This is a genomic window from Meiothermus granaticius NBRC 107808, assembly GCF_003574355.1.
Taxonomy (GTDB): Bacteria; Deinococcota; Deinococci; order Deinococcales; family Thermaceae; genus Meiothermus; species Meiothermus granaticius.
In genome coordinates this window covers 1-17457 of the sequence record NZ_QWLB01000008.1, presented here as the reverse complement: position 1 = coordinate 17457, position 17457 = coordinate 1, and the positions used below count along the sequence as shown (strand labels likewise).

Genomic DNA, 17457 nt, shown 5'->3' with positions numbered 1-17457 from the left:
TACATCGGGCTAGCCCCCGTTAGCAGGTTTTTTAGGAGGAGTGGATATGCTGAAGAAGCTGTGGGTTGTGGCAGCATTGGCGTTCTCGCTGCCCTCACTTACGGCCTTGGGCATCTTTACCCTGGTGGGGATCTGGAATACCTACTTCTGGCCCTCGCTAGCCCTGATCACCAACCAGGACCTCTATCCGCTCTCGGTGGCAGTGCTCACGCTCAAAGGGCAGTTTAACTATGATCCCTTCAATGTGGCGGCGGGGGCAATGGTGATGATGCTGCCGATCCTACTGGTGTTCTTGTTGGCCCAGCGCTTCTTCATGCGGGGTCTCGAGGGGGCGGTGAAGGGCTAGCCATGCGTGCGCTGCTTCTGCCTTGCGACACCCGGCCCCCGACCCTCGAGCTGCCCCACCAACTGGCCCGAGTGGCCGGGGTGGAGCTGCGCTCGCCCCCGCTGGGGATGCTCAATCGCCTCAATGAACCGGGGGATACCAAGGCCATGGCCGAGTGGCTGTGGCAGGAGGCCCCGGAGGCGGATCTGGCCCTGGTGAACCTCGAGACCCTCACCCTGGGCGGGATGATCCCGGCGCGGCGGGTCAGCGAGGGCCTGGAGGAGGCACTAGGGCGGCTCGAGGCCTTGCGTCGGATTCGGCAGGCGCATCCCAAGCTGCGCATTCTGGCCTATGGGGTGATCGTGCGGGTGGCCCATGGGGATGATCCGGTGGAAGAAAAGCCGTACTACGGCCAGTGGGGCGCGGCGCTGCGCCGGGTTTCGGAGTGGACCGATCGGGTTGAGCGCGGGGGCGATCTGGGCGAGCTCGAGCGGGCCCGGGCGGCGGTGCCGGCAGAGATTTTAGAGGACTGGCTGACGACCCGCGAGCGCAACCACGCCCTTCACCAAGCGGCCATCGGCCTGTTGCAGGAGGGGGTGCTCGAGCACCTCTGCCTGACCCTTGACGACACCGCCCCCTACGGCCTGGCTGCCCGCGACCGCAGGCGGCTCGAGGCCCGTTTGGATGAGCTGGGCCTGTGGGAGCGGGCCGATATGTACCCTGGAGCAGATGAGGGGGCGGTGACCTTGTTGGCCCGGGCTCTGGTGAACACCTGGGGGCGCACCCCCAGGGTGTGGGTGCGCTACCCTTCGGCCCTGGCCGAGGCCGCCCCCATGCGCTACGAAGACCGCCCCTTGGGCGAGCTGGTCAAGGCCCATCTGCGGGCTGCGGGGTGTGCGCGGGCAGAAACCCCGGAGGAGGCCGATTTTGTGCTGGCGGTCAATGCTCCGGCGGTGGCCCAAGGCGAAGCCCGCCCGGACCTCGAGCAAGTAGATACTGCAGCCCGCCACCTGCCGGAATTTCTGGATCGCCTGCGGGAAGACCAGGGGGCCGATCGCCGCATTGCGGTGGCCGATGTGGCCTATGCCAATGGGGCCGAGGAGCGGTTCACCCGCCTGTTGCTTAGGGCCCTGAACCCCGTTCGGTTGGTTGGATACGCGGCCTGGAATACGGCGGGAAACACCCTTGGCAGCGCCATCGCCTCGGGGGTTTGTGCCCTGGAAAGCCCGTCCCCCTTGGCGCTGGCCGAGGCCAACCTCTCCCGGCTGGTGGACGACTGGCTCTACCAAGGCCGGGTGCGGGCTGAGGTGGCCAGAGTTCTGACCCAAGAGAGCGGTGCCCCCCCCAACCCCTACGACCTCGGCCCGCTTAGGGAGATCGCCGAGCAGCACCTCGAGGCCCGGCTGGCCCCTCTGGTGGAAACCCTCTGGCGGGAGCAGTTTGCTCCTCACCTGCCGGGGGTTCGGCTCGAGCGTCGCCCCGCCCACCTGGCCTGGCCCCGTCTCTTTACGGGGGTGTTTCCGCTAAAGTTGATTCCTGAAGGGGATGAGCCGTGATCACCGCGCTCGATATCGGTGGGACCAAGTTGGCCGCGGCCCGGGTGCAGGAGGGGCGGGTACTGGAGGCCGCGCGAATCCCTACCCCCTCCGACCGCAGCCCTGAAGCCCTGATTCGGGTGGTACTGGAGCTGCTCGAGCCCCTCTTGGGGGGGAGCAAGGCCTTAGGGGTGGCCGCGACCGGGACCGTGCGCGCCGGTAAAGTGACCGCACCCAACCCGGAAACCCTGCCCTGGACCGAAGTGGACTTGGCGGGAAGGCTTTGCGCGGCAACCGCTCTCCCTACCTTTGTCCTCAATGACGCTGATGCCGCAGCCTGGGGAGAGGCCTGTTTTGGGGCGGGGCGGGGGGTGGCCAGTTTTCTCTTTGTCACCGTCTCCACCGGAATTGGCAGCGGGCTGGTGCTGGAGGGGCGGCTGCATCAGGGCTCGGAGCTGGGGTTTACTCGCCTCGAGGATGGAGGGTTTCTCGAGCATGCCGCCTCGGGCGCCGCGCTGGATCGCTGGGCGGTGGAGCACGGGCTGGCGGGGGCGGCGGAGGTGGTCGCCCGCTCCGAGACCGATCCGGGGGCGGCTGCGGCCCTCGACCGCAGCGCCCGGTTGCTCGCGGCCAAGCTGCTGGACCTCGAGCGGGTGCTGAACCTGGAGCGGGTAATTGTGGGTGGGGGGTTGGGGTTGGCCCCAGCCTACCTGGAGCGCTTGCGCGGCTTTACCGGGCCGGGCTTGGCGGTAGTGCGGGCGGCGCTGGGCGCTGAGGCGGGGCTGATCGGGGCAGCGGCCTGGGCGGAGTGTGGCCTCGAGGCCCAGTTGGCCCGTACCCATTTAGGCTAAAGACAAGGGAGATCTTTAGGACTGCTTTATGAACGAACTCACCGGCACCCTCGTTTCCTCCGATCGCAGCTACACAGGGTTACTTGGCTTTGATGACCAAGTACGCCGCCTGGAACCCTTGCCCAAAGCGCCTGCGCGGTATCTTCTCCCCGGTTTTGTAGACCTGCACGTGCACGGCGGGGGTGGGGCGGATTTTATGGAAGGGGAGGCGGCGGTGCGCCAAGCCGCTCGCTTTCACGCCCGTCACGGCACCACCGCGCTTTTGGCCACCACCGTAACCGCACCGATCGAAGACCTCGAGGCCGCCCTCAGGGGGATCAAGGCGGTAATTGAACGCCCCGGCCCAGGTGAGGCCCGTCTGCTGGGGGTTCATCTGGAAGGTCCCTTCATCAACCCAGGCCGGCTGGGGGCCCAGCCCCCCTACACCCTCAACCCGAACCTGGAGCTGATGCGCCGCTGGCTGCAGCTCGCCCCCATCAAGGTGGTCACGCTGGCCCCGGAGCTGCCTGGGGCGGTGGAGCTGATTCGCTACCTGGTTGAGCAGAACGTGATCGTTCAGCTCGGGCACACCGCCGCTAGCTACGAGCAGGCCAAGGCCGGCCTGGAGGCCGGAGCCCGGGGATTTACCCATTTCTTCAACGCCATGACCGGGCTGCACCACCGTGAGCCGGGGGTGGTGGGGCTGGGCCTGGAGCGGGGAGAGTGGGGAGAGGTGATCGGCGATGGCCTGCACGTTCATCCGGCGGCAGTGCGGGCCTTGTGGAAGACCATTCCCCACCTGTACGCCGTCACCGACGCGGTGGCTGCGGCCGGAATGCCGGAAGGGGAGTACCAACTGGGCCGCAATGCGGTGTTTCGCAGGGGCAACGGTGTGTTTCTGGCCGATGGGGGGCTGGCCGGGAGTGCTTTGACCCTGGATCAGGCTGTACGCAACCTGGTGGGGTGGGGGCTGGGCTTAACAGAAGCGGTGGCCCTGACCTCGGCGCGGCCCCATGCCTACCTGGGCCAGTCCTCCGGAGCCCTCGAGGTCGGGGCCCCGGCAGACCTGGTGGTGCTGGACCCACAGCTCGAGGTGGAACAGGTATATATCGCGGGCCAGCCGGTGCTGGAAGCCCGCCGTCCGGAGGCCCAATGACCCGCCCTGAAGAGACCAAGATGCACCAGGAGGCTCTCCAGGCCCCTGCGGTGGTGGAGCGGCTCCTGCGCGAAAATGCCGGGGAAGCCGCCTCCCTGGCCGCCTTTTTGCGCAGGAACCCGCCCCCCTTTGCCCTCACGGTGGCCCGGGGTAGCTCCGACCATGCCGCCCTCTATGGCAAATACCTGATCGAGAGCCTGTTGGGGCGGGTCTGTAGCAGCGCCATCCCCTCCGTCACCACCGTCTATGGGGCCCACCTTTCGCTGCCAAAGGCTTTGGTGATGGCGGTCTCGCAATCGGGGGAGAGCCCGGATCTGCTCGAGGTAACCCGCCAGGCCCGGCGGGATGGGGGCCTCACAGTGGCCTTCGTTAACAAAGAAGCCTCACCGCTGGCGCAGGTTGCCGAGGTGGTGTTTCCCCTGTGGGCGGGGGTTGAAGAGGCTGTGGCCGCGACCAAGAGCTACCTGGCTACCCTGGCCGCGCTGGCTCAGTTGGTGGCCTACTGGGCCGATGACCGGGGGTTGAAGGAGGCCCTGGCCCTTTTGCCGGAGTCGCTGTACAAGGCTACGGAGACCAACTGGGGCGCGGGGCTCGAGGCCCTGGTCGGGGCCGATAGCGCGCTGGTGGTGGGGCGTGGATATGCCTTTGCGACCGCGCAGGAGCTGGCCCTAAAACTCAAGGAAACCTCCGCCCTGCACGCCGAGGCCATGTCTGGAGCCGAGCTCCTGCATGGCCCGGTGGCGTTGGTGGACGAAGGGTTCCCGCTGTTGGTGCTGGCCCCGCGCGATCGCCCGCTTCCAGGCATGCTGAGCCTGCTGGAGAACCTGCGCACCAAGGGGGGGCACCTGTTGGTGGCCTCCTCTGAAGCCGGGGCCCTCGAGCTCGCCCACACCCCGCTCCCGCTGCCCACCCGGCTTCACCCGGTGCTGGACTCGGTGCTGCTGGTGCAGGCTTTTTATCCCTTCGCGGCCCAGCTCTCGCTGGCTCGGGGCTTTAATCCAGATGCCCCCCGCCACCTGGCTAAGGTGACCCGAACCCGCTGAAGCCCTAGCGCCGGCGGGGCTCGAAGAGCAGGTTGAGCACGAAGCCGATGATGGAGAGCACAATGGCCCCGATAAACGCCCCGCCAAATCCGCGCACCTCGAGCGAGGTAAAGAAGGACACCAGGATTAGGATCACCGCATTGATCACCAGGGTGAAAAGCCCCAGGCTGAGCAGGTTGATGGGGAGCGTCAACAACAGCAGTATTGGTCGGACGATGGCGTTGGCAATGCCGAAGATGAGCCCCGCCAGCAGGTAGTCGCCCAGTCCGCTGCCCGGGGCGAAGTAGACCCCACCGTAGAGCTGGGCTACCAGCCACAGGGCCAAGGTGTTGAGCAGTAACCGCAGAAGGAATCCGCGCATGGCCCCAGGGTACACCGCCGGGGGCCGCGAAAGGGGCTCTATGCTAGGGGAATGCAACGGGCCATCGCCAAACCGGGCAAGGACAAAAAAGTACGCAACTTCTATCCAGGACTCTTTGCCGATGAGCTTCAGTCCGTTCCGGAGGCGGCTGGGGTGGTTCAAGTTCTCTCGGCGGAGCACCATCGGCTGGGGGTAGGCTACTACGATCCCCAGAGCCGGGTTGCGCTGCGGGTTTACCGCTTTGACGACGGGAACTTGGATAGGGAGTTCTTCCGACATCGCTTTGCTCGAGCCCAGGAAAAGCGCCGCCACCTGGGGGGGTTCTACCGCTTGGTGCACGCTGAGGCCGATGGGGTTCCTGGGTTGGTGGTGGACCGCTTTGGTCCGGTGCTGGTGCTGCAGGTGAGGAATCGGGCCATGGAGGCCTTACGCGAGGTGTGGCTGCCGGCTCTCCTCGAGGTCGCCCAGCCCACCGGCATCTACGAGCGCTCCGATACCGATACGCGCCGGCAAGAAGGTTTGCCCGAGCGGGTGGGGGAGATCTACGGCCAGGTTCCGGCGGTGCTCGAGGTGCTGGAGGATGGGCTGGCCTTTTCCATCCCGCTGGCCCTGGCCCAGAAAACCGGATTTTACCTAGACCAGCGGGAAAACCGGCGCCTTTTAGAGGAGAGCGTGGCCCCGGGAGACCGCGTGCTGGACGTGTACAGCTATGTGGGCACCTTCGCCCTGCGGGCGGCCCGCAAAGGGGCCTACGCCCTCGCGGTGGATAAAGACTTGGAAGCGCTGGCGGTGCTGGACCGGGCTGCGGCCAGGCACGGGTTGCGGGTGGATATCCGTCAAGGAGAGGCCCTGGCGGTGCTGGAGAGCTTGGTGGACAAGGTTTTGCCCTTTTCCCACGTGCTGCTGGATCCCCCCACCTTAGTTAAGCACCCCAGTGAGCTGCCCCGGATGAAGCGGCACTTGGTAGAGCTGCTGCGCTTGGCCTTGCGGCTTTTGGCTCGAGAGGGCTGGCTGTGGCTCTCGAGCTGCTCCTACTACATCGGGACCGATGAACTGCTCGAGGTGGCCCGCCGGGCCGCTGCAGATGAAGGCCGCCGCTTGCGGGTTCACGCCATCACCTACAACCCCTCCGATCATCCCTGGAGCCTGCACGTGCCGGAGTCTTTGTACCTCAAAACGGTGAGGTTTCAGGAGGATGGGCTATAGCCCGGGAGGGGACCCCTGCACTGTTGCGGGCGACACATCCGCCTGAGCGCTAGGGGCGTAGCCTAGTATCTACTTGTGGACACCCGCCAAGCGCTCCTGGCTAGGGCTCGAAAAGCCTTCACGGAGCGAGGTTATGCTGCAACCAGCCTCGAGGGGCTGGCCAAGGGTCTGGGCCTCACCAAAGCCGCGGTATACCATCACTTTCCCTCCAAGAGGGCCCTGCTCGAGGCCTTGCTCGAGGAGGCCGCCCAAGAGACCGAGCGGCTGCTGGCCCAGAAAGGCCCGCTCTATGACCGGCTCATGGCCGTGGCCCTGGCCTACCGCTACCAGGTTGAGCCGCTCACCGCGCTGATGACCGCCCAGTCGGGACGGCGTGGCGGGGATCAGGGGGCCGCGGGACTGGCCTTGGGGGCCATGCGGCGCGGAATTGAGCAGCTCGCCCGGGTGCTCGAGGCGGAGGTTCCCGGCCACGGCCAAGCCCTGGCGGTGATTTATGTCTCCATCGTTCACGGCACCTATATGACCGTCCAGCACATGCCGGGCTATAGCGTAGAAGCCCTGCTAGAGGAAGGGCTGGGGGTGTTTGTGCGGGGTCTGCCGAGCAAAGGGGCGCCGCGCTAGAGTGTTCTTCGCCTGTAAAGCCTTGCCCTGGACAGGACCGTGGCCGCCGAGAGGAGTGGTCCCGCCGGTGAAGAGCGCAATGGGGGCTTCACTGGGGGGCCTCGAGGGCTTGGGTTGCGCTCGAGGGCTTGAACACCATCAGCAGCACACCCGACAAGACCAGCAGGGCGCCCAGATAACCCAGAGGGCTGAACCGCTCGCCCCACCACACCCAGGCCACTAGGGCCGCGACCACCGGCTCGAGGGTGGCCACAACCGAGGCGCGGGTGGCCTCGAGGCGCTTCAGACCGGCATAATAGAACAGATTCGCCGCATAGGTTGAGGCCAGGGCCAGAAAAATCATTGCGGCCCAGGCTGTGGGGTTTTTGGGCGCAAAGTGCACCAGGGGGGCCAGGGCCAAGGCTCCTACCGGCAGGGCGTAGAGCAATAGCGTGGGTGCAGCATAGCGACCCAGATAGAGCTTGCCGAAGATGTAATAGGTGGCGTAGGTAAAGGCCGCGACCAGTCCCCAAAACACCGCCGCTCCTGTAACTTGAACCGCTCCTCCCTGCAGGCTGATCGCCGCGACCCCGGTCAGCGTGAGGAGCAAGGCCAGTAGCTTGGTGAAATCCATGGATTCCTTGAGCAGTAGCCAGGACATCACCGCTACCATCGCCGGTGCAGTGTAGAGGAGCACCGCCGCTAGGGCCGCTCCCCCAGCTGCGATAGCGCTTTGATAGCTGCCGTAAAACAGGGCGATTCCCACCAAACCGAATCCAACCAGCGCGGGCAAATCCTTGCGATCCACACGGGTTTGACGGGCGACAAGGGCGTGGACTCCGAAGATCGCTGTCCCCATCACCGCTCGCCAGAAAGCGGCTTCTAAGGGCGAAACCCCCTGGGCGAAGACCAGCTTGGATACCGAGCCCAAAAGGCCCCACAGGGTTGCGGCAACCAGGACATAGAGATACCCCACACCTGGGACTTTACGTCCTGGTGACCGGGCGGTTCAACCGGTTAAGCGCGCGGGTTGGTCTCACCCTCGGAATCGTTCCGTCGGCCCGAGCGCAGCCCCAGCCCGAAAAAGAGGCCCGAAAGCAAGGAGACGATCATGGTGAGCGCCACATAGCCAATGGGGTTTGGATAGCTCCGGTTAAGGGTGGAAGCCGCCGCTGAGAGCCGCACATAGTCTATTGAGAGGTAGACCAACAAAATGATGGCAACCACCAACAGCAATGCCCCAATCACCGATAGAAAGCTCCGCATAAGCCCAGTGTAGCGCAAACCAACCCAGAGGCGTAATCCACCCCACAGCAGGCCTCAGTCGCGGAGGAGCCTCGAGCGGTATACTTGGAGGCGTGATTACCCCGCCTGAAACCTCGGCTCGGGATGAGCTGCTGTTTAGCCTTATCGCTAAAGAGGAAGCCCGCCAGCGCGAAGGCCTCGAGCTCATCGCCTCGGAAAACTTTGTTTCTAAGGCGGTGCGAGAGGCTGTGGGGAGCGTGTTGACCAACAAATACGCGGAGGGTTACCCCGGCAAGCGCTACTACGGGGGCTGTGAGGTGATTGACCAGGTTGAGCAACTGGCCATTGACCGGGCCAAGCAGCTTTTCGGGGCGGCCTGGGCCAATGTGCAGCCGCACTCCGGCTCCTCGGCCAACCTGGCAGTCTATTTCGCCCTTTTGGAAAAGGGGGACACCGTGCTGGGGATGGCCCTGGATCAGGGCGGGCACCTGACCCACGGCTCGCCCGTCAACTTTTCCGGGCTTAACTACCACGTGGTGGGCTACCCGGTAGACCGCCAGACTGAATACCTCGACTACGACGTGGTGCGCAAGCTGGCCTTGGAACATAAGCCCAAGCTCATCATCGCCGGAGCCTCGGCCTATAGCCGGCAGATTGATTTCGCAAAGTTTCGCGAGATCGCCGATGAGGTGGGGGCTTACCTGATGGCGGACATTGCCCACATCGCCGGACTGGTGGCCACCAAGCTGCACCCTGACCCCATGCCCTATGCCCATGTGGTTACCTCTACCACCCACAAAACCCTGCGGGGGCCCCGCTCGGGGCTGATCCTTTCCAATGACCTCGAGCTGGGAGCCAAAATTGACAAGATGATTTTCCCCGGTACCCAAGGCGGGCCCTTGGAGCACGTGATCGCGGGGAAGGCGGTGGCGTTTTGGGAGGCCTTACAGCCGGGGTTCCGGGGATACTGCGAGCGGATCATCGAAAACGCCAAGGCCATGAGCCAGGCCTTTGTTGAACGTGGGTACCGGGTGGTCTCCGGTGGAACCGATAACCACCTTTTCGTGATTGACCTGCAGAACAAGGGCATCAAGGGCAACAAGGCCAGTGCAGCCCTCGACAAGGTCAACATCACGGTTTCCAAAAGCACCGTTCCCTACGACCCAGAGAAGCCCTGGGTGACCTCGGGCATTCGTATCGGTACGCCGGCCATCACCACCCGCGCATTCACCCCTGAGGAGATGCCCATCATCGCTGGGATGATCGATGAGGCCCTGACCCTTGGGCCCAACGAAGAGCTCCGCGAGCGGGTGCGCATGCTGGCCTTAGCCCACCCGATGCCCTAGCGCAAGCTAAACTTCCCAGAAGCAATTGGGGTACCGAAGCCCCACCGCGCTTGCAAAAGCCTCGAGGCCCAGCCGGTCGGGAGCCTCGAGGTGGTAGCGGAAGTTCCACAGATAGTGTTGCATCAGCCGCTCGGGCACGTTCAGGCGCTGGGCCTCGGTGCCGGCCACAGCGGCCAGGTTGCCCAGCCCCAGGCTGCGGGCCACCCGCAGTCGCCGCACCACCTCCGCCGGCGGGGGTTCATGGCTGCGGGTGGCCCAGACCGCAAACACAAAAGGCAGCCGGGTGTGGGTGAACCAGCGCATCGAGAGGTCGCTGACAAACACCCCACCCGGCTGCACCGGAATCTGGTGCACCGACTCCGGAACGATCGAGAGCAGCCCCACGTAGGTGCTGAGGGCCCGGTCACCGATCAGGAGCACCCCGTCGTAGCGCTCCAAGAGCTCGAGCCCACCCTGCTCGTGGGTGTAGCGCACCTCAAGGCCATCGCGCTCGAGCAGGTAGTGCAACAGCCGCACCGAGGTGGCGCTCTCGGTGGTCAGGGCAATGTGCCGGAGCTCGCTCCAGGGCTTGCGGTGGAACAGGTTAACCGAGTACACCGGGCCCAGGTCGGCCACGCTAAAGTCGGGCAGGGGCCGCAGGCGGTCGGCGTTTTTCAGGTAGAAATAGGAAGAAACCAGGCTCAGGTCTACTTCTCCCTCCAGAAGCCAGCGGTTCAGCTCGGTGGGCACGCCGTAGCGAAAGACGAGGCCCTCGCCCTCCTCCAGAAAGTGGTACAGCGGCGCGGTGTTGGCGTAGCGGGGGACACCCAGAATATAGCTCATGGCGGGGGGCTACTAGCGATGGGCAGGGATGGGGGTCTGGTGGTTTTGGCTATCGGTATAGATGCGTAGCTCGTTGTACAGGGCATCCCGCTCGACCGGCAGGCGCCCAGCGGCCTGGATGAGCTGCACCATCTTCTGGCGGGAGAGGCCCAGGGGCGAGGTGGCCCCGGCGGCGTGGGCAATGTGCTCCTCGAGGATGGTGCCGTCAATGTCAGAGACGCCCCAGTCCAGCGCTACCTGCACCAGGTCGGAGGAGATCATCACCCAGTAGCCCTTGATGTGGTCGAAGTTGTCCAGGTAGAGCCGGGCCACGGCCAGGTTGCGCAGGTCGTCGAGGCCGGTGGTGAACTCGGTTTTGCCCAGGTTGAAGGCCAGGGCGTTGGCGTCGGGCTGGAAGGCCAGGGGGATGAAGCTGTAAAAGCCCCCGGTCTCGTCTTGCAGCTTGCGCAGCCGATCCATGTGGTCGAGGCGCTCTTCCAGGGTTTCGATGTGCCCGTAGAGCATGGTGGCGTTGGTGCGGATTCCCAGGCTGTGGGCCTCGCGGTGGATTTGCAGCCACTTCTCGGCCTTGACCTTGTTCTTAGCAATCTGGCGGCGCACCCGCTCGGCGAAGATTTCCGCCCCGCCGCCGGGCAGGGCCACCAGGCCGGCCTCCTTCAGCTCGCGCAAGACCTCGAGGGTGGGTTTCTTGCTGATTTTGGAGAGGTGCTCGATCTCGGCGGCGGTGAACGCCTTCACCTGGATACCGGGGAAGTTTTGGTTCAAGGCCCGCACCATCTCGGGGTAGTAGCTCCAGGGGCGGTTGGGGTGGTGGCCGCTGGACATGTGCAGCTCGGTCAGGCCTGGCTCCCACTTTTCGCGCACCTTGGCCACCACATCCTCCACGCTGTAGTCCCAGGCCCGCGCCTCACCTTTTTTGGCCGCAAACGCACAGAACGTACAGCCCACGTAGCAGATGTTGGTGAACTCGAGCCGCAGGGAGTGCACGAAGTAGGTTTTATCGCCGTGCTTGCGCTCGCGCACCCGGTTGGCCAGGCGCATCAGGGTGTTGTAATCGGGGGTGTGGAAGAGGGTCATCCCCTCCTCGAAGCTCAACCGCTCCCCAGCCTCGACCTTCTCGGCGATGGGGAACAGTTTGGGGTCGTGGATCCAGCGCATCAGGCTTAATCCTAACACCCCCCTGGAACTGAACTTGCTCCTTGGCTTACGGATGGGCGGGGATAGGGGCGCGTGGAGCGGTAGAGGCCCGCTCGAGCAACGTGGGGGTAAAGCGCACGGCTCGCGGGGCCCCGCGATACCCCCCGATCCGCTTCAGGAGCATCCGCGCAGCCTCGGCTCCCATAGCCTCTACCGGCTGGGCCAAGGTGGATAGGCCCCTGGCCTCGGTCCAGGGCTGGCCATCGTAGCCCAGCACCCGCACCTCGTGCCCGATCTTCAGGCCCTGCCGCTCGGCCTCCTCGAGCACCCCCAGGGCGATCAGGTCGGCCCCGGCGAAGATGTTATAGGGTGGGGGGCTCTGGGCGATGAACTGCCGCAGGGCCAGCTGGCCCCCTTCCGCCGAGAAACGGGTGGTGTAGAGGTGGGTCTGGGGTAGGCTACGCCCCAGCTCGGCCAGCTTATGCTGGAACCCCGCCAGCCGACCGCCAAAGGTGGTTTTGGCAAAGGCTCGGTCAATGTCCTCCTCGAGCTTGATGGCAAAGATCTCCCCCGGAAACTGTGCAAGGTACTCCGCAGCTAGGGCTCCTCCCAGGGGGTTATCCATGTAGGAGGAGTCGTAGTGCTCGTTGTAGGCATCCACCAAGGTTACCGGTCGGTCGGTGGGGAGGAGGTTCCCCCCAAACAGCTCGGTGAGATCGTAGGAGGCAATGATCAGCCCATCGGTTTGGTAGGCAAAGGTGGAGGACTCGAGGTAGCGCTCGAGGCGACTGCGCGACAAAAGGGGAAACAAGGCCAGGTCATAGCGCTCTTGCTGCAATACCTGCTCGATGCCTTCGATGAGCCGAGTGTAGAACTCGGTGGCCACAAAGGGCAGGATCACCGAAACGGTATAGCTGCGGCCCCCGGCCACCCGCCTGGCGTGCGGGTTGGGCCGGTAGCCCAGGCTTTCCATGGCGGCCTGAACCCGGGCTCGAGTTTCTGGGCGCACCGCGGGGTGGTTGTTCAGCACCCGGCTCACGGTCCCAATCCCGACCTTGGCTAGGTGGGCGACTTCATTGATGGTGGGTTTGCGTCTGCCCGGCACTTGAATTTCCTTTCCACCCGACCCAGCGTCAATGGAAGCGCTTTTCTAGCGATGAAGCGAAGAACAGTCTAACACGCTCAAAGCCTGCGGTGAACTGGGGCGAGAACCCGCAACACAAACCCGACCCAGGGCGGGTCGGGTCCGGTAGGTAGAACCGGCTCAGGCCTTGGCCTGCTCGGCGAGCAGCTTCTTCAACACCGTGTGCAAAATTCCCCCATTTTTGTAGTAATCCACCTCTACGGCGGTGTCGATTCGGGCTTTGGTTTTGAAGGAGAGCTGGCTGCCATCGGCTCGAGTCGCCACCACCGTCACCTCCATCCCGGGATGGAGGTTCTCCAGACCCAGGATGTCGTAGCGTTCAAACCCGGTCAGGCCCAGGCTGGTGGCACTTTGTCCGCTCTCGAACTGTAGGGGCAACACCCCCATCCCCACCAGGTTGCTGCGGTGGATGCGCTCGAAGCTCTGGGCGATCACGGCTTTGACCCCGAGCAAGAAGGTGCCCTTGGCCGCCCAGTCGCGGCTGGAGCCGTTGCCGTACTCAGCCCCGCCGATCACGATCAGGGGGGTGCCCTCGGCCTGATATTTCATGGCCGCGTCGTAGACCGACATCTCTTCCCCGTTGTAGAGAGCCAGTGGGCCTTCCTTACCCCCCAGCATCAGATTGCGGATACGGATGTTGGCGAAGGTGCCCCGCATCATGACCTCGTGGTTGCCCCGCCTCGAGCCATAGGAATTGAAATCCGCGGGCTGCACCCCATGCTCCATCAGATAGCGGGCGGCAGGGCTGTTCTTGGCGATGTTGCCCGCAGGGGAGATGTGATCGGTGGTGATGGAGTCGCCCAGCAGGAGCAAGACCTTGGCCCCCTTGATATCGCCGAGGTCTCGTTGATTTTGCAGGTCGCGGAAGAAGGGCGGGTTTTGGATATAGGTGGAGTTGGGGTCGAACTGGAACAGGGTGCCGGTGGGAGCGGGCAGAGCCTTCCAGCGCTCATCCCCGCTGAACACGCTGCTGTATTCGCGGCGGAACATCTCCGGGTCGAGGGTCTGATGGACCACTTGGCGAATTTCCTCCTGGCTGGGCCAGATATCGCGCAGGTACACCGCCTTGCCGTTAGGATCGTAGCCCAGCGGCTCGGTGGTGAAGTCAATGTCCATCCGACCGGCCAGCGCATAGGCCACCACCAGCATCGGTGAGGCCAGGTAGTTGGCCCGCACATCGGGATTGACCCGCCCCTCAAAATTACGGTTGCCCGAGAGCACCGCAGCCACCACCAGGTCCCCGTCCTTCACCGCCTTGGAAATTTCCTCTGGGAGGGGGCCAGAGTTGCCGATGCAGGTGGTGCAGCCGTAGCCCACGGTATGGAACTTGAGGGCCTCGAGGAAAGGCGTGAGCCCGGCCGCGTTGAGGTACTCCGTCACCACCTTGGAGCCGGGAGCCAGAGAGGATTTCACCCAAGGCTGGGTGTCCAGTCCGGCCTCGACCGCTTTTTTGGCCAAGAGCCCCGCCCCTAGCATGACCGAAGGGTTGGAGGTATTGGTGCAGGAGGTAATTGCCGCGATGACCACCGAGCCGTGCCGGAGCTCAAACTCCTCACCCCCACGCTGCACCGTGACCTTGGCCTCGAGCTGGCTGGGAGCGAGGCCGAACCCACGCTCCTTGGGGTCTTTGGTCAGCGAGAGCAGGAAGCTTTTCTTCACCTCGCCCAGATTGATGCGGTCTTGTGGGCGCTTGGGGCCGGAGAGCGAGGGGATCACCGTCCCCAAGTCAAGCTCCAGGTACTCGCTGTACACCGGTGCGGCCTCGTCGGTCCGCCATAGCCCGGTGGCCTTGGCATACTTCTCCACCAAATCGATAAGCTCGGCGGAGCGCCCGGTAAGCCGCAGGTAGGCCAGGGTTTCCCCATCGATGGGGAAGAACCCCATGGTGGCCCCGTACTCTGGGGACATGTTGGCGATGGTGGCCCGGTCAGCGATGGGGAGCTTTGAAACGCCGGGGCCGTAGAACTCCACAAACTTGCCTACCGCGCCGTGTTTGCGGATCATCTCGGTCACCCGCAGCACCAGGTCGGTGGCGGTGGCCCCTTCGGGCAGCTCGCCCGAGAGCTTGAACCCCACCACCTTAGGGGCCAGCATGTAGTAGGGCTGGCCCAGCATCACCGCCTCGGCCTCGATGCCGCCCACGCCCCAGCCCAGCACGCCCAGGCCGTTGATCATGGTGGTGTGGGAGTCGGTGCCCACCAGCGAGTCGGGGAAGGCGTAGAGTTTGCCATCCTCGCCGCGCTGGGTCATCACCACGCTGGCCAGGTACTCGAGGTTCACCTGGTGGACGATCCCTGTTCCTGGGGGCACCGCACGGAAGCCCTTAAGCGCATTCTGGCCCCACTTGATCAGGCGGTAGCGCTCCTCGTTGCGCTTGTACTCGAGCTCCACATTTTGGGCAAAGGCGTAAGAGGTTCCGAAGTAATCCACCTGAACCGAGTGGTCAATGACCAGATCCACCGGTACGCCCGGATTGATGGCCTCGGGATCCCCGCCGTTTTTGGCGATGGCGTCTCGCATCGAGGCCAGATCCACCACCGCCGGAACCCCGGTGAAATCCTGAAGGATCACCCGCGCCAGCATCAGAGGCACATCTACCTCGCCAGGGTCGGGCTGCCACTGCGCCAGCTTGATCACGTCCTGGCGCAGGACTTTGTACTCATCGTGGCTGCGCAGCAGGCTCTCCAGCATCACCCGGATGCTGAAGGGCAGCTTGGAGACCTGGGCGATGCCCTGGCGCTCGAGTTCCCCGATGTCGTAGTAGTGAACCTCGCCCATCTGGGTGGAGAGGGTTTTGCACGCACCAAATTCATCTCTGTAGGCCATACAAGACTCCTTTCGAAGGGGAAACCAGCCACAAAGGCCCCGCCAGGGGCCGGGCACGGCGTTGACCGGGCTTTTCCAGTGTACCCGCGCGTCTTGAAGCCGCGAAGGTTTTGGGAACGGAGGGGCTCCGGTTGGGTTTTGGGGGCTGGTTTCGGTGCCTGGGAGGGTGCGCCTTCCGCTAAGCACCTTCTAGCGTACACCAAACTGGGCTTTAGATTCCGAGCGGGCCCACGATATACCTACACCGTCAGCCCCAGCCCGGATGCAGGGTTATCCGTCACGGGGAGGACCAGGGGGGCGGATTACAGTATGGGGGTATAGGTCTTATGGCTGAGCCTCGGAACCCACCAGCAGACGGCCCCCCTGGCCTCGAGCAGGGGCTATACCTGGAGCAGCACCATATCCTGTTGCCCTGGTATACCTCGCACCGGGCCGCCCGGATGCTGCTGGGTTTAGAGGATGCCCGCCCAGACAAAGACACCCTAACCTGGAACGGGATGCGCTGCCTGGGGGGGCTCAGTTGCGCGATCTCCGGGAGGTTCGTTTGCGATGAAACCCACGATGCCCCCAAACCCAGCTTGCGGCTCATTGAGTTTGCCCTCCAGAGGGCGCCCGGCGAGGCCCTCGAGGAGCTCTACGGGCGGGTTAAGGCCCACCTAAGTCAGCAACTGGGCCCCCCGACCTTGGAATACGACGGCAATGAGGGGCATCTGCGGGCTTTTGCCGAATGGGATGGGGAAGAGGTGATGGTGATGTGGAAGGTGGTGGTGCAGGGGGGGCAGGAGGACTGCTTGGGGGAGATTTGGCGAAAGCCCCTTCCCAAGGAATACCTCAAGCTGACCCTGACCCGCTTCTAAGAGACCTGGATAGAATCGCGTGAACGACAATCTGCGCCTCGTCTATGTATTGCGGACCGCTACCGGGTGTGGATTGGGGAGCGCGGGCTGGGGCTCGAGCCTTCCAGATATCTCCGCCATACGGGCGAAATTCCGCTAGGTAGACGGGATGCTCGAGACCGCCTTAGTGGAGAGGGCCAGATGCTGGCTATGGGGCGTTACCCGTATCCGCCCGGCTCGGACACCGACCTAGCGCTGCCCTTGGAGGGCTAAAGCATGCCCGCCAGAAACCCCTGCTCGCGCACGCTGCGGATCAAGTCCATCACGGTGAGTTTAAAGGGGTCATACTCGACCTCGAGCTGCCCTGGCTCCCCTGGCTTCACGCTGCCCACCCCGTCTACCTGCTGCAGGGCCGCCGTGACCTTTTCGATCTGTTCGGGATGCTCCAAACCCCGCACCCCCAGCAACACCCGGTTCACGCCTTTGATTCTACGCTTTACCCGGTGGGTGTGGGGCTATTTCAGCACGCCCGTGGTCTCCCCCCGCATCCCCCGACTGCCCAGCACCCGTACGGCCAGGAGAAGCGGGCCGAGGGTAAAGCCATTTTCGCTCAGGGCCCGGACGACCGGGGCATCCCCGGCATCCACATGGAGGGCCACTTCGTAAACCCCGGCGTCATAGGCCGATTTCACCACCGCGGCCAGCAGACCCCGGTAGGCTTCATCGGAATCGGCCAGGAGGCGGGTAATGAGCACGGTGACCCGGTCCCCTTGCCAAACGGTCTGGGCCAGCACAAACCCGTGTACCTCGCCCGCGAAGTGGGCTAAGAAGGAGTGTCCGCTGCGGGAGAAAAAGCGCAAAGCGGCGGGGGTTGCGCGGTAGAGATGAGGGGGCTGACCCTCCAAGAGGCGCTGCTCGAGCCGGGCTAGGGCAGGAAAGTCGAACTCTTCAAAATCACGGTAGGTCATGGTTTTGGAATAGGGCTCGAGGCCCTCCCCCTAGACTACAGGAGAGGCGGGGGTCAGGGGTTGGGCCTCTTCGGGGG

18 protein-coding genes are annotated in these 17457 nt (G+C 64.3%); 9 read left to right on the top strand and 9 right to left on the bottom strand.

Translation table 11 applies throughout. The annotated features are described in order from the left end of the window. Positions 1-46 precede the first annotated feature (46 nt). From Mgrana_RS04105 to Mgrana_RS04085, 5 genes are read left to right on the top strand one after another with little or no spacing between them, the layout of a single operon-like run. Complete coding sequence (locus Mgrana_RS04105; protein ID WP_240631240.1) at positions 47-346, top strand: ABC transporter permease family protein; 300 nt, start codon at positions 47-49, stop codon at positions 344-346. 2 nt (positions 347-348) lie between these two features. Continuing rightward, positions 349-1881, top strand: a complete 1533-nt coding sequence (locus Mgrana_RS04100; protein ID WP_119356339.1) for a DUF4127 family protein — start codon at positions 349-351, stop codon at positions 1879-1881. Then, entirely contained in the window at positions 1878-2711 is an 834-nt protein-coding gene (locus Mgrana_RS04095) for an ROK family protein (protein ID WP_119356338.1), read from the top strand. The genes Mgrana_RS04100 and Mgrana_RS04095 overlap by 4 nt, the downstream gene beginning before the upstream one ends. A 28-nt stretch (positions 2712-2739) precedes the next feature. Further along, positions 2740-3846: an N-acetylglucosamine-6-phosphate deacetylase gene (gene nagA / locus Mgrana_RS04090; protein WP_119356337.1), complete on the top strand. Its 1107-nt coding sequence runs from the start codon at positions 2740-2742 to the stop codon at positions 3844-3846. Continuing rightward, positions 3843-4889: an SIS domain-containing protein gene (locus Mgrana_RS04085; RefSeq protein ID WP_119356336.1), complete on the top strand. Its 1047-nt coding sequence runs from the start codon at positions 3843-3845 to the stop codon at positions 4887-4889. Before nagA ends, Mgrana_RS04085 begins: the two co-directional genes overlap by 4 nt. Before the next feature lie 4 nt (positions 4890-4893). Here Mgrana_RS04085 and Mgrana_RS04080 read toward each other — a convergent pair whose 3' ends face one another. Beyond that, positions 4894-5250: a phage holin family protein gene (locus Mgrana_RS04080; protein ID WP_119356398.1), complete on the bottom strand. Its 357-nt coding sequence runs from the start codon at positions 5248-5250 to the stop codon at positions 4894-4896. A gap of 51 nt (positions 5251-5301) precedes the next feature. Between Mgrana_RS04080 and Mgrana_RS04075 the strand changes: the two genes are divergently transcribed. Then, the gene (locus tag Mgrana_RS04075; RefSeq protein WP_119356335.1) at positions 5302-6456 is read left to right on the top strand and encodes a class I SAM-dependent rRNA methyltransferase; all 1155 of its coding nucleotides are present in this window, start codon (positions 5302-5304) and stop codon (positions 6454-6456) included. Positions 6457-6531: 75 nt separating this feature from the next. After that, on the top strand, positions 6532-7077 hold the full coding sequence (locus Mgrana_RS04070; protein ID WP_119356334.1) for a TetR/AcrR family transcriptional regulator: 546 nt from the start codon (positions 6532-6534) through the stop codon (positions 7075-7077). An 88-nt stretch (positions 7078-7165) separates the two neighbouring features. Here the strand turns inward: Mgrana_RS04070 and Mgrana_RS04065 are convergent, their stop codons facing one another. Both Mgrana_RS04065 and Mgrana_RS04060 read right to left on the bottom strand, forming a co-directional pair. Continuing rightward, positions 7166-8032, bottom strand: coding sequence for a DMT family transporter (locus Mgrana_RS04065; RefSeq protein WP_119356333.1), 867 nt, complete (start codon positions 8030-8032; stop codon positions 7166-7168). A 41-nt stretch (positions 8033-8073) separates the two neighbouring features. After that, positions 8074-8322 (bottom strand): hypothetical protein, encoded by a 249-nt coding sequence (locus Mgrana_RS04060; protein WP_119356332.1) that lies wholly within the window; start codon positions 8320-8322, stop codon positions 8074-8076. A gap of 92 nt (positions 8323-8414) precedes the next feature. Between Mgrana_RS04060 and glyA the strand changes: the two genes are divergently transcribed. Continuing rightward, positions 8415-9647: a serine hydroxymethyltransferase gene (gene glyA / locus Mgrana_RS04055; protein ID WP_119356331.1), complete on the top strand. Its 1233-nt coding sequence runs from the start codon at positions 8415-8417 to the stop codon at positions 9645-9647. Positions 9648-9653: 6 nt separating this feature from the next. On the opposite strand, the gene Mgrana_RS04050 is transcribed toward glyA, so the two are convergent. The 4 genes from Mgrana_RS04050 to acnA form a co-directional block, all read right to left on the bottom strand. Beyond that, on the bottom strand, positions 9654-10469 hold the full coding sequence (locus Mgrana_RS04050) for a menaquinone biosynthetic enzyme MqnA/MqnD family protein (protein WP_119356330.1): 816 nt from the start codon (positions 10467-10469) through the stop codon (positions 9654-9656). Positions 10470-10481: 12 nt separating this feature from the next. Continuing rightward, complete coding sequence (gene mqnE, locus Mgrana_RS04045) at positions 10482-11627, bottom strand: aminofutalosine synthase MqnE (protein WP_119356329.1); 1146 nt, start codon at positions 11625-11627, stop codon at positions 10482-10484. A 46-nt stretch (positions 11628-11673) separates the two neighbouring features. Continuing rightward, positions 11674-12711, bottom strand: a complete 1038-nt coding sequence (locus Mgrana_RS04040; RefSeq protein ID WP_119356328.1) for a LacI family DNA-binding transcriptional regulator — start codon at positions 12709-12711, stop codon at positions 11674-11676. A 159-nt stretch (positions 12712-12870) separates the two neighbouring features. Further along, positions 12871-15576, bottom strand: a complete 2706-nt coding sequence (gene acnA / locus Mgrana_RS04035; RefSeq protein ID WP_119356327.1) for an aconitate hydratase AcnA — start codon at positions 15574-15576, stop codon at positions 12871-12873. A 326-nt stretch (positions 15577-15902) separates the two neighbouring features. On the opposite strand from acnA, the gene Mgrana_RS04030 reads away from it, so the two are divergent. After that, positions 15903-16433 (top strand): hypothetical protein, encoded by a 531-nt coding sequence (locus tag Mgrana_RS04030; RefSeq protein ID WP_119356326.1) that lies wholly within the window; start codon positions 15903-15905, stop codon positions 16431-16433. A 248-nt stretch (positions 16434-16681) separates the two neighbouring features. Here the strand turns inward: Mgrana_RS04030 and Mgrana_RS04025 are convergent, their stop codons facing one another. After that, the gene (locus tag Mgrana_RS04025; protein WP_119356325.1) at positions 16682-16891 is read right to left on the bottom strand and encodes a heavy-metal-associated domain-containing protein; all 210 of its coding nucleotides are present in this window, start codon (positions 16889-16891) and stop codon (positions 16682-16684) included. Positions 16892-16927: 36 nt separating this feature from the next. Then, positions 16928-17380, bottom strand: coding sequence for a DUF1999 family protein (locus Mgrana_RS04020; protein WP_119356324.1), 453 nt, complete (start codon positions 17378-17380; stop codon positions 16928-16930). Between the last annotated feature and the right edge of the window lie 77 nt (positions 17381-17457).

Bases quoted from the DNA above. Each gene is read 5' to 3' on its own strand.
- acnA (WP_119356327.1), bottom strand. From the start codon at position 15,576: ATGGCCTACAGAGATGAATTTGGTGCGTGCAAAACCCTCTCCACCCAG.
- Mgrana_RS04105 (WP_240631240.1), top strand. From the start codon at position 47: ATGCTGAAGAAGCTGTGGGTTGTGGCAGCATTGGCGTTCTCGCTGCCC.
- Mgrana_RS04030 (WP_119356326.1), top strand. From the start codon at position 15,903: ATGGCTGAGCCTCGGAACCCACCAGCAGACGGCCCCCCTGGCCTCGAG.
- Mgrana_RS04100 (WP_119356339.1), top strand. From the start codon at position 349: ATGCGTGCGCTGCTTCTGCCTTGCGACACCCGGCCCCCGACCCTCGAG.
- Mgrana_RS04075 (WP_119356335.1), top strand. From the start codon at position 5,302: ATGCAACGGGCCATCGCCAAACCGGGCAAGGACAAAAAAGTACGCAAC.
- Mgrana_RS04020 (WP_119356324.1), bottom strand. From the start codon at position 17,380: ATGACCTACCGTGATTTTGAAGAGTTCGACTTTCCTGCCCTAGCCCGG.
- mqnE (WP_119356329.1), bottom strand. From the start codon at position 11,627: ATGCGCTGGATCCACGACCCCAAACTGTTCCCCATCGCCGAGAAGGTC.
- Mgrana_RS04060 (WP_119356332.1), bottom strand. From the start codon at position 8,322: ATGCGGAGCTTTCTATCGGTGATTGGGGCATTGCTGTTGGTGGTTGCC.
- Mgrana_RS04050 (WP_119356330.1), bottom strand. From the start codon at position 10,469: ATGAGCTATATTCTGGGTGTCCCCCGCTACGCCAACACCGCGCCGCTG.
- nagA (WP_119356337.1), top strand. From the start codon at position 2,740: ATGAACGAACTCACCGGCACCCTCGTTTCCTCCGATCGCAGCTACACA.
- Mgrana_RS04085 (WP_119356336.1), top strand. From the start codon at position 3,843: ATGACCCGCCCTGAAGAGACCAAGATGCACCAGGAGGCTCTCCAGGCC.
- Mgrana_RS04080 (WP_119356398.1), bottom strand. From the start codon at position 5,250: ATGCGCGGATTCCTTCTGCGGTTACTGCTCAACACCTTGGCCCTGTGG.